Annotated in this window: 16 protein-coding genes, 1 tRNA gene and 1 pseudogene; 5 read left to right on the top strand and 13 right to left on the bottom strand. The window is 62.7% G+C overall.

Annotated features, from left to right (window positions below; genetic code table 11):
* Positions 1-48: 48 nt before the first annotated feature.
* The 7 genes from AC1RWL_RS18420 to AC1RWL_RS18390 form a co-directional block, all read right to left on the bottom strand.
* Positions 49-774, bottom strand: coding sequence for a DUF4145 domain-containing protein (locus tag AC1RWL_RS18420; protein ID WP_493095354.1), 726 nt, complete (start codon positions 772-774; stop codon positions 49-51).
* 62 nt (positions 775-836) lie between these two features.
* Positions 837-1,313: a hypothetical protein gene (locus AC1RWL_RS18415; RefSeq protein WP_493095355.1), complete on the bottom strand. Its 477-nt coding sequence runs from the start codon at positions 1,311-1,313 to the stop codon at positions 837-839.
* A gap of 43 nt (positions 1,314-1,356) precedes the next feature.
* Positions 1,357-1,998 carry a hypothetical protein gene (locus tag AC1RWL_RS18410; RefSeq protein WP_493095356.1) on the bottom strand — a complete coding sequence of 214 codons (642 nt, stop codon included), beginning with the start codon at positions 1,996-1,998 and terminating at the stop codon, positions 1,357-1,359.
* Between the two features lie 69 nt (positions 1,999-2,067).
* Positions 2,068-2,307, bottom strand: coding sequence for a hypothetical protein (locus AC1RWL_RS18405; RefSeq protein ID WP_493158422.1), 240 nt, complete (start codon positions 2,305-2,307; stop codon positions 2,068-2,070).
* A gap of 501 nt (positions 2,308-2,808) precedes the next feature.
* Positions 2,809-3,000 carry a hypothetical protein gene (locus AC1RWL_RS18400; protein ID WP_493095358.1) on the bottom strand — a complete coding sequence of 64 codons (192 nt, stop codon included), beginning with the start codon at positions 2,998-3,000 and terminating at the stop codon, positions 2,809-2,811.
* A gap of 125 nt (positions 3,001-3,125) precedes the next feature.
* A tRNA-Arg gene (locus AC1RWL_RS18395) sits at positions 3,126-3,202 on the bottom strand.
* 46 nt (positions 3,203-3,248) lie between these two features.
* A complete protein-coding gene (locus AC1RWL_RS18390) occupies positions 3,249-4,409 on the bottom strand; it encodes a M20 aminoacylase family protein (RefSeq protein ID WP_493095359.1) in 1,161 nt (386 codons plus the stop codon).
* Between the two features lie 131 nt (positions 4,410-4,540).
* On the opposite strand from AC1RWL_RS18390, the gene AC1RWL_RS18385 reads away from it, so the two are divergent.
* Positions 4,541-5,653 carry a D-alanyl-D-alanine carboxypeptidase family protein gene (locus AC1RWL_RS18385; protein WP_439618898.1) on the top strand — a complete coding sequence of 371 codons (1,113 nt, stop codon included), beginning with the start codon at positions 4,541-4,543 and terminating at the stop codon, positions 5,651-5,653.
* Positions 5,654-5,681: 28 nt separating this feature from the next.
* Complete coding sequence (locus AC1RWL_RS18380) at positions 5,682-6,848, top strand: CobW family GTP-binding protein (RefSeq protein WP_493095360.1); 1,167 nt, start codon at positions 5,682-5,684, stop codon at positions 6,846-6,848.
* A 204-nt stretch (positions 6,849-7,052) separates the two neighbouring features.
* On the opposite strand, the gene AC1RWL_RS18375 is transcribed toward AC1RWL_RS18380, so the two are convergent.
* The 5 genes from AC1RWL_RS18375 to AC1RWL_RS18355 form a co-directional block, all read right to left on the bottom strand.
* Positions 7,053-7,301, bottom strand: coding sequence for a sulfurtransferase TusA family protein (locus tag AC1RWL_RS18375; protein ID WP_435269200.1), 249 nt, complete (start codon positions 7,299-7,301; stop codon positions 7,053-7,055).
* The gene (locus AC1RWL_RS18370; protein WP_493095361.1) at positions 7,298-8,812 is read right to left on the bottom strand and encodes a L,D-transpeptidase family protein; all 1,515 of its coding nucleotides are present in this window, start codon (positions 8,810-8,812) and stop codon (positions 7,298-7,300) included. The genes AC1RWL_RS18375 and AC1RWL_RS18370 overlap by 4 nt, the downstream gene beginning before the upstream one ends.
* Before the next feature lie 206 nt (positions 8,813-9,018).
* On the bottom strand, positions 9,019-9,972 hold the full coding sequence (locus tag AC1RWL_RS18365; protein ID WP_256121383.1) for an acetyl-CoA carboxylase carboxyltransferase subunit alpha: 954 nt from the start codon (positions 9,970-9,972) through the stop codon (positions 9,019-9,021).
* Positions 9,973-10,050: 78 nt separating this feature from the next.
* A complete protein-coding gene (locus AC1RWL_RS18360) occupies positions 10,051-10,998 on the bottom strand; it encodes a site-specific tyrosine recombinase XerD (RefSeq protein ID WP_493095362.1) in 948 nt (315 codons plus the stop codon).
* Positions 10,995-11,144, bottom strand: coding sequence for a hypothetical protein (locus AC1RWL_RS18355; protein WP_202402872.1), 150 nt, complete (start codon positions 11,142-11,144; stop codon positions 10,995-10,997). The genes AC1RWL_RS18360 and AC1RWL_RS18355 overlap by 4 nt, the downstream gene beginning before the upstream one ends.
* Positions 11,145-11,296: 152 nt before the next feature.
* On the opposite strand from AC1RWL_RS18355, the gene AC1RWL_RS18350 reads away from it, so the two are divergent.
* The 3 genes and pseudogenes from AC1RWL_RS18350 to AC1RWL_RS18340 form a co-directional block, all read left to right on the top strand.
* Positions 11,297-11,878, top strand: coding sequence for a shikimate kinase (locus AC1RWL_RS18350; RefSeq protein WP_493095363.1), 582 nt, complete (start codon positions 11,297-11,299; stop codon positions 11,876-11,878).
* A gap of 10 nt (positions 11,879-11,888) precedes the next feature.
* Positions 11,889-13,016, top strand: a complete 1,128-nt coding sequence (aroB, locus tag AC1RWL_RS18345) for a 3-dehydroquinate synthase (RefSeq protein ID WP_493095364.1) — start codon at positions 11,889-11,891, stop codon at positions 13,014-13,016.
* A gap of 218 nt (positions 13,017-13,234) precedes the next feature.
* Positions 13,235-13,930 (top strand): annotated as a pseudogene (locus AC1RWL_RS18340) (transporter associated domain-containing protein); the annotation flags it as partial.
* Here the strand turns inward: AC1RWL_RS18340 and AC1RWL_RS18335 are convergent.
* Positions 13,931-14,212, bottom strand: a complete 282-nt coding sequence (locus tag AC1RWL_RS18335) for a BolA family protein (protein ID WP_319324171.1) — start codon at positions 14,210-14,212, stop codon at positions 13,931-13,933.
* Between the last annotated feature and the right edge of the window lie 46 nt (positions 14,213-14,258).

Genomic DNA, 14,258 nt, shown 5'->3' with positions numbered 1-14,258 from the left:
CTTAAAGCGGCGGCGACCGCACTCAGGAATCGGCAGATGCATGTGTCACTACGATTTTCCCTTCAAAGCACGCTTCTCATCAATACGAGCCGGCAGCGTAAATGTGACGTTCATAAAGACCCTAAGGAATTCGATGTATTCCCGGGCATCAGCCTGGTCTCCAATTCCCTCGTGAACCGCAGCATTCCCGTCTAGTCGCAAACTATGCGCCCATGCTGCAATCGGCTCGGTGATTTTTCCCGAAGCCTTCAGCGCACCAATGCGATCGTAAAGCGTTCCGGATGAAGCGCCGAGCTTTTTAGTAAGAAGGTCAAGCACAGTTCGGCAAACACCGATGACCGTCGATGGACTGATCCCACCCGTCATCATGTTCTGTGCATCCTTGAAGTGGCGGGATGCCTCTTCCGGCCAGTGCGGATCCTGATCCGCCTGAGGTTGCGGAGGCCATATGCCGGTAATCGCAATCAAACCCTCTCCACCGAAAAGACCTTCCGATTCTCCGAGGTTGCGGATGATATTTGTGAGGTAACGGCGGTGCGTCCGAAAAACGACCAAAACGGGACGATTGCAGTGGGCGCATTGCGCCATGCCTCCGCCCTCCACTTTCTCGCCAGGCCCCTCATCACGCGCCGAAACCTGAGCGGCCATGAAGTGCCGCGCCTGTGCATCCGGATCCGCTTCGTTCGGATCTCTCGCTGTGAATCCGAAGGCGTGGAGAAATCGCATCGGGCCCCGCTCCTGACACCAGCCGCAGCGGGCAGTTACCTGAAACATTCGAGCCTCCGATAAAGCTATGACCAATCTCGTCGAAACTGCGAATTGCATCTATGAGAAAACTACGAGAAGCTTTTGACGACTCCACCAATGATGAGACCCACCGTGTCGGCAATTGCCGTTCGGGCCGCTTCCGAGCCGGCTCCCTTTACCGCTTTGGTCAAGGTGTCGCCGAGCCTTTCTCGGTTTGCAACGCTATCTGGAAGTGCATTCATGACCGCCAGCGCGCGGCTCGTGAGTTGGACTTCATGGCTCGCCATATCGCCCTTGCTCGTTATGAAACCTTCCTTTTGCAACCACTTTAGTGTTTCCGAAATAAGCCGAAAAGACTGTGTTCCGCTCGGAAAATTGCCGTATTTCCTCGCGCGTCGGCTACGGCCATCAGCCGAATGCTCTGTACCGTCTTCAAACTCTACCGTCACGCCGAGGGCCTCTGCAATTACGGCATGATCTATGTCCAGAGGCATAGGGAACTCTCGGTAAAGGTCTGCAAAGATGTGTCCGACCGTTTGATTGAATTCGTCTATGCGATTTTCCATTTACTTCCTCTTTGAGCGGCCCAGAAAAACTCCATCACACGATCTACCAAGAACGTGTGTCGTTTGGCTTGTTGAAATCGACGAAAAGAAGGAAATCTTTTCCTAGATCCGTGATGCTGATGCGATCACCTTCGACTTTGACCAGCTTTTGCTCTATAAGAAACGCGCTCCACCTTTCAAAACCGGCCTCCGCCAGCACCGGGTAGTGAGGCTTGACAGCCTCATCGAAGAAGGCTTCCCCCTCCCCAATGGAAATGGATGGGACGTCCTTGAGCCTTCTTAGGGCCAGAATTTGGCTGCCAAAGATTATGGAGAATACCCACTCGAAGGCTCGGTCGATCCGAGCTTCTGCTAGTGCTACAACTAGCTGTTTATAGCGGTCGTCGTGGGGCAGGTTATTGAGTTCGCTTTCAATACGAGGGATCAGGACGCTTTGAACTGTCTTCATGGGGTGGTCAGCCGCAGACACCGCTGCAATCGGCCGTTCAACAGGAGGCTGCACTGGTGCCTGGAGAACTGCGCCACCTGGGCCGACGGAGATTAGATCCTTAATCCGCTCCCTAAGTTGAGTGCGGAAAATCCAGACGACCATGAACAAGGCAAGCGGCCATGCGACGCCTTTGATCAGATCGAAAACCACCTTTGCCCATTCGAGCCAGTTAACTGAATTGAGAAACGCGATCATCGCTACTACCTTATCCAGTTCGCAAACACCATGGCCGCCCGCTGAAGAGCGGACGGCCTGTTCTTGCGGCTAGCTCACCTTGCGGAGGAGAACGATTGCGCCCTCCTTCGAGCCCCAATGCTTCTCTCCACGGAACACCTCGCCGAGCCGGTGAGTGTTGGTGCCGAGGTGTTGAGCGATGATATTATACTTCACGCCCTGAATGCGCATGACGTGCGCAGTCACCGCTTCATCGAACGTCAGAGACTTTCGCTCGATGACAACGGGGTTGATTTTCACCCCGGTGATGGGGTGCGTCATTGTAGCCATATCTGGCCCTTTCCACGTTAAAAGGACCGGCACAGTCTTGACGTCTCCCACGACATGAATCATTGTGCCGTGGTGATCACAACGCAGCCGCACCGGCTGTTTCTACTCAAGGCCCATGCGTATTCCACACGCGTGGGCCTTTTCACTTAGAACGATTCGGGCTGCTGTTGTCGAATCTTCTGGTTGAGTGCGAACAGATTTTTCGCGGCAATCCCCAAGCAGTTTTGTTATAAGTCGAGCTTTCGCATAATTTGCGAAGCCCCAGCGTTGCGCTTCGACCCCGTGCCCCCGCGGCATGATCGACGCGCAAAAGCAAGCATCCGCCCTAAATCGAGGCGGTACGGATAAGTGCTACGCTTTGCTAGCATTAGCACTCCATAGCCTTACGGCTCCGGAGCTTAATTAGAAGTGCATCCTGAGCACCAATGCCTCGCTCGCGGGTTACTGCGGGCCTTCGCAAGCGTCACGAGCTCATCGTCCCCAATTTCCATCACTTGCCCCTCACTTGTATCCGTGCCGCCTGTCGAAATCGTCCAGTTCGCGATCGAGTTCTTCTTCTTCCGCGTTGCGCGCATCCACGGGATAGAGCTTTATCGTTGTATCCCCGCGAATGATCTCGACACAGATCCCCTCTGTGCGGGCAATTTTGGCCAGGCGTGCCAATTCAGTATGGCTAACGGCAATGCGTTTCATGTTGCGCTCCATGTTGCATGGATTTGCCGGCAGTAGCCTGAAATGCCGGGAAATCAGCGGGTGTAAGCCGCAAAGGGATGCAACATGAAATGACCAGAGTAAAAACTTTAAGTTATTGAAATTATTGGTGATCCCGCCGCGATTCGAACGCGGGACCCCCAGATTAGGAATCTGGTGCTCTATCCTGCTGAGCTACGGGACCACTGACTGCACCCATACAAAAGCCGGGCCTTTTAGCCAAGTGGTTTTCAGGCGGAAAGCCGGCTTTCGGCGAGCTTGACCCAATAGGTCACCCCATGCGGGATGGCGTCGTCGTTGAAGTCGTAGGCCGGGTGGTGCAGGCCGGCGGTGTCGCCGTTGCCGATGAAGATGAAGGCGCCGGGGCGGGATAGCAGCATGTAGGAAAAATCCTCGCCGCCCATCATCGGGTTGAGTGCCGGGTCGACCGCGGCGTCACCTGCGATGTCGCGCGCGACCGCGACGGCATGGCCGGTCTCGTCCGGATGGTTGACGGTGACGGGGTAGTTCCGGTGGTAGCCCACCGTGATTTCCGCGCCGTGCGCCGCGGCAAGGCCGCTGCAGATCTGGCGGATGCGGGCTTCCGCCTCCTCGCGCATCGTGGGATCCAGCGTGCGCACCGTGCCGGCGAGCTGCGCCTGCTCGGGAATGACATTGTGGGCGAAGCCGGCATTGAACTTGGTGACGGAGACGACGAGCGAGGCGATCGGATCGGCAACGCGCGAGACGATCGTCTGGAGCGCGCCCACCACCTGCGAACCGATGACGATGGGGTCGACCGTCTTGTGCGGCAGCGCGGCATGGCCGCCGCGGCCCTTGACGGTGATGGTGAATTCGTCGGTCGCCGCCATGATCGCGCCAGGCCGCGTGCCGAAGGAGCCGACCGGCATGCCCGGAAGATTGTGCATGCCGTAGACCTCGGCAATGCCGAAACGCTCCATCATGCCGTCCTTGACCATCTCGTTGCCGCCGCCGCCGCCTTCTTCGGCCGGCTGGAAGATGACCGCGACATTGCCGGAGAAATTGCGCGTCTCCGTCAGATACTTTGCCGCGCCGAGCAGCATGGCGGTGTGGCCGTCATGGCCGCAGGCATGCATCTTGCCCCTTGTGGTCGAGGCCCAGGGCTTGCCGGTCGCCTCCTCGATCGGCAACGCATCCATGTCGGCGCGAAGCCCGATCGTGCGTCCCTCGCCCTTGCCGCGGATGAGGCCGACGACGCCGGTGCGGCCGATGCCGGTCACGATTTCGTCAACGCCGAACGAACGCAGCTTCTCGGCCACGAAGGCCGCCGTCTTCTCCACGGCGAAGAGAATTTCCGGCTCCTTGTGGATGTGGCGGCGCCATTCAGCGATTTCGTCCTGCATTTCTGCGGCGCGGTTGAGAATGGGCATGCGATCATCCTGTCTTGTTCGGCCGGAAAATTGGCCATCTCTACTCGATGGCTTTGCCATCACGGTGCCATATAGGTTAAATAGGGCGACGGTTCGAGACAACTCCCGATTTCGAGGACAGACCCTTGCAGATGAACGGACGAACGACGCGCCGGAGCGCACGGCTTTTGGGCTCCAGCCTGCTGCTCGCAGCTTCCCTTCTGGCAACCACCGCGGCGGCCAACCCGCGCATGCTGGTGGACGTCAACACGCTGAAAGTCATCGAGCACGAGGACGCCTTCCAGCGCTGGTATCCCGCCTCCCTCACCAAGCTGATGACGGCCTACACCGTCTTCCGCGCCATCAAGGCCGGCGAGGTGACGCTGGAAAGCACGGTCACCATGACCAAGAACGCCGCCGCCGAACCGCCGAGCAAGATGTATTACAAGCCCGGCCAGAAGATGACGCTCGACAGCGCGCTGAAGATCATCCTCGTCAAGTCGGCCAACGACGTCGCCGTGGCGATCGGCGAATCGGTCGGCGGCTCGGAACAGGGTTTCGTCGCCCGCATGAACGCGGAAGCCGCGCGCATCGGCATGAGCTCCTCGCATTTCATCAATCCGCACGGCCTGCCCGGCAAGGGCCAGTACACGACGGCGCGCGACCTCGCGGTGCTTGCCGTGACGCTGAAGCGCGAATTCCCGCAATATGCCTCCTATTTCGCGCTGGAAGGCTTTACCACCGGCAAGAAGCAATATCCGAACTTCAACATGCTGATCGGCCGCTTCGACGGCGCTGACGGCATGAAGACCGGCTTCATCTGCGCCTCGGGCTTCAACCAGGTGTCCTCCGCCACCCGCAACGGCCGCAGCGTCGTTTCCGTCGTGCTCGGCTCCGACAGCCTTGGTGCGCGCGCCGATATTTCGGCCGGCATGCTGGAGAAGGGGCTGACGATGCGGGCGGGCAACGTGCCGACGCTCGGCCAGCTCCGTCCCTATGGCGAGACGCGCGACACCGTGGCCGATATTTCCGAGGACATCTGCTCGAAACATGCCGCCAAGGTGCGCAGCGAAGGCCGCGACGAGGCGGGCCGGCAGAAGCTGGTCTCGCCCTATATCCACGAGCTGGACCGGCCGTTGAGGCTCGTCTATGCCGGCCTCATCGGCGGCGGCGCGACAAAGCCGGCCGGCAACGAACAGGTCGCCGTCGGCGACATGGGCGACATCGCCAATGTGCCGATCCCGATCCCGCGGCCAACCTACTGACAGGCACATTCACGAACAGGACAAGACCATGACCCTCGCTGAGCGGCGCGTGCCGGTTTCCGTGCTGACCGGATTTCTGGGTGCGGGCAAGACGACCCTGCTCAATCGACTGCTAAAGGACCCGACGCTCACCGACACCGCCGTCATCATCAACGAGTTCGGCGAGGTGGGCATCGATCACCTGCTGGTCGAGCAGTCGAGCGACGGCGTCATCGAACTCTCCGACGGGTGCCTGTGCTGCACGATCCGCGGCGAGCTGGTCGATACGCTGGCCGACCTGATGGACCGCATGCAGACGGGCAAGATCCAGCCGCTCAAGCGCGTGGTGATCGAGACCACCGGGCTGGCCGATCCGGCACCGGTGCTGCAATCGGTCATGGGCAATCCCGTGCTCAGCCAGTCCTTCAGCCTCGATGGCGTGATCACCGTCGTCGATGCCATTAACGGCCTCTCGACGCTCGCCAACCATCCGGAGGCGGTCAAGCAGGTCGCCGTCGCCGACCGTATCCTGATCAGCAAGATCTCGATGGCCGACGCCGCGGCCGTGGACGCCGTGAAGCGCGAGATCGCGGCGCTCAATCCGCGCGCGATCGTTTCCGACGTCGATACGCTCGGCCTCGTCGGTCCGGCTCTGCTCGCCAACGGCCTCTACGATCCCGGAAGCAAGATCCCGGATGTCCGGCGCTGGCTGCATGAGGAGGCGCACGATCATCATGATCATGACCATGATCATGGGCACGACCACCACCATCACGACCATGGGCACCATCATCACCACGGGCATGGCCACCAGCACGCCCATGACGTGACGCGCCATGATGCCACGATCCGCTCCTTCAGCATCGTGCACGATCGCCCGGTCGACCCGATGGCGCTGGAAATGTTCATCGACCTTCTGCGCTCCGCCCATGGCGAAAAGCTGCTGCGCATGAAGGGCATCGTGCTGATGGCCACCAGTCCGGAGCGCCCGCTGGTGCTGCAAGGCGTGCAGAGCGTCTTCCATCCGCCGGAGCGGCTTCCCGCATGGCCGGACCCGGCCGATCGGCGCACCCGGCTGGTGCTGATCACCAAGGACCTGCCGGAAGCCTTCGTGCGCGACCTCTTCGACGCCTTTACCGGCACGCCAAGCATCGACCGCCCGGACCGCGCCGCGCTTTCAGACAATCCGCTGGCGATACCGGGTCTGCGGCTTTAGGGCCTGAGTTTGCGGCGTACCCCCCTCTGCCCTGCCGGGCATCTCCCCCTCAAGGGGGGAGATCGGCAAGCGGCAGAAACACCTCTCAAGCAGCAGCGTCTGTAAAGGGCGAGACGGCGCCCCATCCAATCTCCCCCCTTGAGGGGGAGATGCCCGGCAGGGCAGAGGGGGTTAGCAGCGAGATGCAGCTATAGCTGCCAGCCACTAAACCTTCTTGCGGATCAGGAAGCGGTGCCCCGCCTCGACGCGCTCGCTGGCTTCGAGCGCGTGGCCGTCCTCGTGGCAGAAGTGGGGGATGTCGATGACGGCGAGGGGGTCGGTGGTTTCGACCCAGAGTGCGGCGCCACCCGCCATCGTCGACAGGCGCTTGCGTGCCTTCATCACCGGCAGCGGGCATTTCAGCCCGCGCAGGTCATAGACCTCGGCTTCCTCGCGGGCCGCCGTGGCGGTCATTTCTGCCAGAATTTCCAGAAGGGTTTTTCGGCCTTCTTCTCGACGACCTGAACCTCCGGATTTTGCTCCGGTGTCGGCAGGACGACCGTGCCTTCCGCGGGCTTCTCGACGCGCTGTCCGGCAGTCTCCGTCGCAGGCTTCTGCTCCTTCTGGAGCGTCTGCGTGCCCGTTTCAGCCTTCGCCTGCTGTTGGGTCTCCTGCGTCACGCCGGCGACCGGCTCGACCTTGCGCGGTGCGGCCTTGTCGGTCCAGAATTTCCAGAAGGGCTTTTCTTCCTTCTTCTCGACGACAGCGATGCCCGGATTTTCCTCCGGCACCGGCAGGGCGTCCTTGCCCTCGGCCTGCTTTGCGGCCTTGGCGGCGGCAACGTCGGCGGCAAGCGCTTCCGCTTCCTTGATCTTCGCCTGCTCGGCGTCGAGCTTGGCCTGCTCGGCTTCGCGAACCGCGCGTTCGGCCGCCTCGACCTTGCGCTTTTCGGCCTCTTCGGCCTTGCGCTTCTGCTCGGCGATCTCGCGGGCCGTCATCAGCTTGCCGGCGTCGAGCGAGTTGCCGGTCGGCGCATAGGCGAGCTCTCGGCCCTTGCGCTGGTCGGCGACAATCGCCTTGCGCTGGGCTTCCGAAGGCTCGACCCAGACGGTGCCGTCATATTTGCGCATCGCCGTGGCGTAAGCCGCGGCATAGGTCTTGTTGTAGCTGCCGAGCGCCACTTCGAGGCCGGCCGGCGTCGTCATCGCCGGGCAGGCACCCGTCGGCGAGAAGGGCTTGTCGGCCTGCTGGTTGAAGACATACTTCTTCTCGCAGACATTGACCTCGGGTGGACGCTTGGTCAGCTCGAAATGGTCGTAGCCGACCTTCAGCATCTTCCAGAATTCGATATTCGGATTGTCGCGGTGGCGCGCCATGTTTTCCGCGGTCATGCGGAAGGGGAAGGCCTGGAGCTGGATGGTCGACTGCCCGCCGCCGAACGCATCGCGGGCGAAGGCGAAGATCTCCACCATCTGCTCGTCGGTCATCGAATAGCAGCCAGACGAGGAGCAGGCGCCGTGGATCATCAGATGCGTGCCACTCGCCTTGTTGGCGCGGTCAAAGGCATTCGGGTAGCCGGTGTTGATGGCGAGGTAATAGCTCGAATTCGGGTTCATGTTCGCCTTGGAGAGCGGATAGAACCCTTCCGGCGCCTGGCGGTCGCCTTCCTTCATTTTCGGCCCGAGTTTGCCGGACCAGGCGCAGATCTTGTAGTTGCGCACCAGCTTGAAGCGGTTCGCCCGGTCGGCCTTCCACAGCTCCAGCCTGCCCTCTTCCTTGAAGATGCGCAGCATCATCGGCGAGGAGCGGTCGATGCCCATCGAGGACAGCTTGCCGAGCACCGCGGAAGACAGCTGGTAGTTGGTCTTGCTGGAAACCTTGGTGATGTCGACGTCGACCTTGTCGAACGTGTCGAGCGTCTCGTTCGTGCAGCCGGCAGCGGCCACAGCGAGAAGCGATACAGCGGCAAGAACAGTCAGGCGCATTCGAAAGGTCCGTCAACAATCGTCAGATCGCATGCCGTCGCGCCGACAAGGGCGGACGCGCAGTCGTAACCGGCTTATACTTCATAAATTCTTAACCGGAAATTCTTTCGCGAGGCTGCCGGGAACCCGCGACCTTCTCAGACACAAGGAATATGGCCGAGATTGGGCGAAAGCGGCCCGGAAGGCCGCCAATCGCCAAGAATCCCTTAAAGCTGGCGGCCGATATTGAGATAGCGCTGGCGGCGGTCCTTGCGCAGCTGGTCGCCCGGCTTGGCGCCGAGGTCCTTGAGGGCTGCCGCGATAACGTCGCCGGTGCGCCCGATCACCGCTTCGGGATCGCGATGCGCGCCGCCGACCGGCTCCTGGATGATGCCGTCGATGATGCCGAAGGCCTTCAGGTCTTCCGCCGTGATCTTCATGTTGCTGGCCGCTTCCTTGGCGCGCGTCGAATCGCGCCACAGGATCGAGGCAGCGCCCTCCGGCGAGATCACGCTGTAGATCGCGTGTTCCAGCATGTAGACCCGGTCGCCGGTGGCAATGGCGATGGCGCCGCCCGAGCCGCCTTCGCCGAGCACGACCGAGACGATCGGCACGCGGACATTGAGGCACATCTCGGTGGAGCGTGCGATGGCTTCCGCCTGGCCGCGTTCTTCCGCGCCGATGCCCGGATAGGCGCCGGCGGTGTCGATCAGCGTGACGATCGGCAGGCCGAAGCGGTCGGCCATTTCCATGACACGGATCGCCTTGCGGTAGCCTTCCGGCCGCGCGCTGCCGAAATTGTGTTTCAGGCGCGATTTGGTGTCGTTGCCCTTTTCCTGGCCGATAATGGCGACAGCCTCGCCGCGGAACCGGCCGAGACCGGCCTGGATCGCCTCGTCCTCGGCGAACTTGCGGTCGCCGGCAAGCGGCGTGAACTCGTCGAAAAGCTGGCCGGCGAAATCGAGGAAATGCGGGCGCTGCGGATGGCGCGCGACCTGCGTCTTCTGCCAGGGGGTCAGCTTGGAATAGATGTCGGCCATCGCCTCGCGGGCGCGGATTTCCAGCCGGCCGACCTCATCCGTCGTGTCGATGCTCTCATCTTCCTCGGCGAGCTTTCTCAGCTCGTGGATCTTGCCTTCGAGATCCGAGATGGGCTTTTCGAAATCGAGGTAGTTGTGCATGAGATGCGTTTCCGATCGTTTGCTCAAACCGCGCCAGGGTGCAGCCGGCCAAGCGGCCATTTGCAAGCATTGGGGGTCCTAATCCGGTTTTTTTGCCTGTTTGGCAAGAGGGTGATGGGTCTGAACGAGCTGGTGCAGCCGTTCTTCCAGCACATGGGTATAGATTTGTGTCGTGGAAATGTCCGAGTGGCCGAGCAGTTCCTGCACGGCACGCAGGTCCGCGCCGTTCTGCAGCAGATGGCTGGCAAAAGCATGGCGCAGCACATGCGGCGAGAGCGTCGCGGCACGAATGCCGGCCCGCCCCGCCAGCGCCTTCAGGTCGCGCGCGAAAACCTGGCGCGGCAGAAAGCCTTCCTTGCTTTGCGCGGGAAACAGGAAGCGCCCCGCCGCCGGATCGTCGCCGATCTCGGCCGCCAGCGCCCCGCCATAGGCATCGAGGGCGGCAACCGCGGCGCGCGACAGCGGCACCAGCCGCTCCTTGTTGCCCTTACCCTTCACCACGAGGAAGCGGCCGGTCTGCGCCAGCGCGCTTGCCGGGAGCGAAACGAGTTCGCTGACGCGCATGCCCGTCGCATAGAGCAGCTCCACGAGCAGGTGCATGCGACGGCGCAGAAGAACGTTGCCGCCGGGCTCCGCCGCCTCCGCCTCCGCCCGCCCGATGAGGCGGCCGACATCGTCGACGCTCAGCGTCTTCGGCAGCGAGCGGCCCTTCTTCGGCGCATCGAGAATGCCGGTCGGATCATCGCCGCGCAGACCCTCGCCATAGAGGAACTTGAAGAACTGCCGAAGCGCCGACAGGCGACGCGCCTGCGATGAGGCGGCAAAACCCTGTTTGGCGAGATGGCCGAGATAGGCGCGCAAATCGTCCGGCGTCGCCTCCGTCAGGCGCACGCCGCGCCCGTTGAGGAAGGAGCGCACGTCCTCCAGGTCCCGCTCGTAGGATTGCAGCGTGTTCGTCGCAGCGCCGCGCTCGGCGCTCATCATTTCGAGAAAGGATTCGACCTGCAGTGCGGAGGGGTCCCTCATGGCTGCGGGTTCACCCGTTCGGAAGGAATGCGGATCGTCACCTCGCGCTCCGTCGGCTCCACGAAGGTCACCAGCGCCACCATCGTGCCGTAGATCGAGCCGGCGATCACGGCGCAAAAGAACAGGAATCGGAACAGGGTCGGCATGGCGCTCTCCGGGACGATGCCCCCTATATCGCCTCGCCCCACGCCGAGCGCAAGGCCGACACGAGGCCGACACAAGGGATCAACCCCCGCGCAGGCTTGACGCTTCCGGTGCTTTTGTCGATACGGAAAGGGACGAAACCCCGGAAACACCAATGACCGAGCTGATCGAACAGGCCCCTCCCACGCTCGCCGAGCAGGCCCGCGCAGCACTCGGCAAGCGCAACCTCGTGCTGATCGGCCTGATGGGCGCCGGCAAGTCGGCGATCGGCCGGATGACGGCGCAGGCGCTCGGCATTCCCTTCATCGATTCCGACCACGAAATCGAGCGCGTCTCGCGCATGTCGATCACCGATCTTTTCGCGGCTTACGGCGAGGCGGAGTTCCGCGCGCTGGAAACCCGGGTCATCAAGCGCCTGCTGCGCTCCGGCCCGCGGGTCGTATCGACCGGCGGCGGCGCCTATATCAACGAGAACACGCGAAAACACATCCGGCGCGGCGGGCTCACCGTCTGGCTGAAGGCCGACCTCGACGTGCTGTGGGAGCGCGTCAACAAGCGCGACACCCGCCCGCTGCTCAAGACGGAAAATCCGCGCCAGACGCTCGAAAACCTCATGAACGCCCGCTATCCCGTCTATGCGGAAGCCGATCTCACGGTGCTCTCGCGCGACGTGAAGAAGGAAACCATGGTGGAGGAGGTGCTCTCCGCGATCACCGCCGCCCGCCCCAGAACCTGACGAGATGATAATGACTGCCACTGCCACCGCCCGCCGCACCGTAAGGGTCGAACTGGGCGACCGCGCCTACGATATCCTGATCGGCCCCGGCCTGATCGCCGCCGCCGGCCGCGAGATCGCCACCCGCCTCAAAGGCCGCAAGATCGCCGTCATCACCGATGCGCATGTCGCCCCCCTCTATCTCGACGGCTTCATGGCCGCCCTCAACGCAGAAGGCATCGATGCCGTCTCGCTGGTGCTGCCCGCCGGCGAGAAGACGAAGAGCTTCGAGCACCTGATCAGCGTCTGCGACAGCGTGCTCGCCGCCCGCATCGAGCGCAACGACGCGGTCGTGGCGCTCGGCGGCGGCGTCATCGGCGACTTGACCGGCTTTGCCGCCGGCATCGCGCGTCGCGGCTCGCGCTTCATCCAGGTGCCGACCTCGCTGCTGGCGCAGGTCGATTCCTCCGTCGGCGGCAAGACTGGCATCAACTCGTCGCACGGCAAGAACCTGATCGGCGTCTTCCACCAGCCGGACCTCGTGCTTGCCGATACGGACGTGCTCGATACGCTCTCGAAGCGCGAATTCCGCGCCGGTTATGCCGAAGTCGCCAAATATGGCCTGATCGACAAGCCGGACTTCTTCGCCTGGCTGGAGAAGAACTGGCAGGACGTCTTTGCCGGCGGCGAGGCCCGCATCGAGGCGATCGCCACGAGCTGCCAGGCCAAGGCCGACGTCGTCGCCGCCGACGAGCGGGAGAACGGCGCACGCGCCCTGCTCAACCTCGGCCACACCTTCGGCCATGCGCTGGAGGCCGCGACGGACTATGACAGCGCCCGCCTCGTCCACGGCGAGGGCGTTTCGATCGGCATGGTGCTCGCCCACCAGTTTTCCGCCCGCATGAACCTTGCCAGCCCGGACGATGGTCGGCGCGTCGAGGCGCATCTTCGCGAGGTCGGCCTGCCGACCACGCTGGACCAGATCCCGGGCGGCCTGCCGCCGGCGGAACGGCTGATGGACGCGATCGCCCAGGACAAGAAGGTCAAGGGCGGCAAGCTCACCTTTATCCTGACGCGCGGCATCGGCCAGTCCTTCGTCGCCGACGACGTGCCGCAATCCGAAGTCGTCGCCTTCCTCAAGGAAAAGCTGCCGAAATGAACAGCGACACGCCCGCCGCGCTCGCTCCCAACCACTGGCTGTTGATCGTCCTCATCCTCGGCCTGATCCTTCTCGCCGTGGCTCTCTTCCGCTGGCGGGCGTCGATCGCCGGGCTCTGGCGCTCACACCAGGAGACGCGCGAGACGGAAGGCGAGCGCCGCAACGGCCAAGCCTCTCGCGACCCGCAGGCAAAAGCCGAGCGCGAAAAGTCCCCCAGCACGCTCGACCTCGACGCGCTGGAGGTCTCCGACATCATGATCCACCGCACCACGATGCGGGCGCTCAATGCCGGCGATCCGCCGGAGGAGATCGTGAAGGCCGTGCTCGAAAGCCCCTATACGCGCATGCCGCTCTGGGCAGGCTCGGTCGACAACATCGTTGGCGTCGTGCACGCCAAGGATCTTCTGCGCGCGCTGGCGGAACCGGGAGTGGAGCCGAAGAACCTCGACATCACCGAGGTCGCGCAAAAACCCTGGTTCGTGCCGGACACCACGACGCTCAAGGAACAGCTCGCCGCCTTCCTGCGCCGCAAGGAGCACTTTGCCACCGTGGTGGACGAATATGGCGAGGTGCAGGGCCTCGTCACGCTGCAGGACATCCTGAAAGAGATCGTCGGCGATATTTCCGACGAGAAGGACGTCGACATGCAGGGCGTGCGCCAGGAGGCGGACGGGTCGCTCGTCGTCGACGGCAGCGTTTCGATCCGCGACCTCAACCGCGCCTTCGACTGGGCCTTACCCGACGAGGAAGCCACGACCATTGCCGGCCTCGTCATCCACGAATCGAAATCCATTCCGGAAGAACGCCAGGCCTTCACCTTCCACGGCAAGCGCTTCATCGTCATGAAGCGGGTAAAGAACCGCATCACCAAGCTGCGCATCCGCCCGGTCGCCCCGGAGCAGCTGCGAGCCTGATTACCAGCGCGTCGGCTCGCCCGGTGCCGCCACCTCGACGGCGAGCGCATGCAGCCCGGCATCGAACTCCGCCTTCACCAGATCGTTGATCGCCCGGTGGCGCGCCACGCGGCTCATGCCGGCGAAGGCGGACGAGACGATGCGTACGCGCATATGCGTCTCGCCCTCCCCGTCAAATTCCGGCTTGTGGCCGGCATGCAGGTGGCTTTCGTTGATGACCTCGAGACGCTCCGGCGCAAAAGCGGCGCCGAGCTTCTCGGTTATGCTGGATTTCATGGACATGGCAAACCTTCGGCGGCGCTGCCGCGACGCAGGAAAAGGGTCCCAC

The sequence above is a fragment of the Shinella sp. GW821-FHT10F02 genome, assembly GCF_058809275.1.
This window is presented reverse-complemented; position numbering and strand designations above follow the sequence as displayed.

What these genes read in the sequence shown, in the direction of transcription:
- AC1RWL_RS18360 (WP_493095362.1), bottom strand. Translation starts at nt 10,998, where the DNA reads ATGAGGGACCCCTCCGCACTGCAGGTCGAATCCTTTCTCGAAATGATG.
- AC1RWL_RS18350 (WP_493095363.1), top strand. Translation starts at nt 11,297, where the DNA reads ATGACCGAGCTGATCGAACAGGCCCCTCCCACGCTCGCCGAGCAGGCC.
- AC1RWL_RS18420 (WP_493095354.1), bottom strand. Translation starts at nt 774, where the DNA reads ATGTTTCAGGTAACTGCCCGCTGCGGCTGGTGTCAGGAGCGGGGCCCG.
- AC1RWL_RS18405 (WP_493158422.1), bottom strand. Translation starts at nt 2,307, where the DNA reads ATGGCTACAATGACGCACCCCATCACCGGGGTGAAAATCAACCCCGTT.
- AC1RWL_RS18365 (WP_256121383.1), bottom strand. Translation starts at nt 9,972, where the DNA reads ATGCACAACTACCTCGATTTCGAAAAGCCCATCTCGGATCTCGAAGGC.
- AC1RWL_RS18390 (WP_493095359.1), bottom strand. Translation starts at nt 4,409, where the DNA reads ATGCCCATTCTCAACCGCGCCGCAGAAATGCAGGACGAAATCGCTGAA.
- AC1RWL_RS18385 (WP_439618898.1), top strand. Translation starts at nt 4,541, where the DNA reads ATGAACGGACGAACGACGCGCCGGAGCGCACGGCTTTTGGGCTCCAGC.
- AC1RWL_RS18415 (WP_493095355.1), bottom strand. Translation starts at nt 1,313, where the DNA reads ATGGAAAATCGCATAGACGAATTCAATCAAACGGTCGGACACATCTTT.
- AC1RWL_RS18355 (WP_202402872.1), bottom strand. Translation starts at nt 11,144, where the DNA reads ATGCCGACCCTGTTCCGATTCCTGTTCTTTTGCGCCGTGATCGCCGGC.
- AC1RWL_RS18375 (WP_435269200.1), bottom strand. Translation starts at nt 7,301, where the DNA reads ATGACCGCCACGGCGGCCCGCGAGGAAGCCGAGGTCTATGACCTGCGC.
- AC1RWL_RS18380 (WP_493095360.1), top strand. Translation starts at nt 5,682, where the DNA reads ATGACCCTCGCTGAGCGGCGCGTGCCGGTTTCCGTGCTGACCGGATTT.
- AC1RWL_RS18335 (WP_319324171.1), bottom strand. Translation starts at nt 14,212, where the DNA reads ATGTCCATGAAATCCAGCATAACCGAGAAGCTCGGCGCCGCTTTTGCG.
- AC1RWL_RS18410 (WP_493095356.1), bottom strand. Translation starts at nt 1,998, where the DNA reads ATGATCGCGTTTCTCAATTCAGTTAACTGGCTCGAATGGGCAAAGGTG.
- AC1RWL_RS18400 (WP_493095358.1), bottom strand. Translation starts at nt 3,000, where the DNA reads ATGAAACGCATTGCCGTTAGCCATACTGAATTGGCACGCCTGGCCAAA.
- aroB (WP_493095364.1), top strand. Translation starts at nt 11,889, where the DNA reads ATGACTGCCACTGCCACCGCCCGCCGCACCGTAAGGGTCGAACTGGGC.
- AC1RWL_RS18370 (WP_493095361.1), bottom strand. Translation starts at nt 8,812, where the DNA reads ATGCGCCTGACTGTTCTTGCCGCTGTATCGCTTCTCGCTGTGGCCGCT.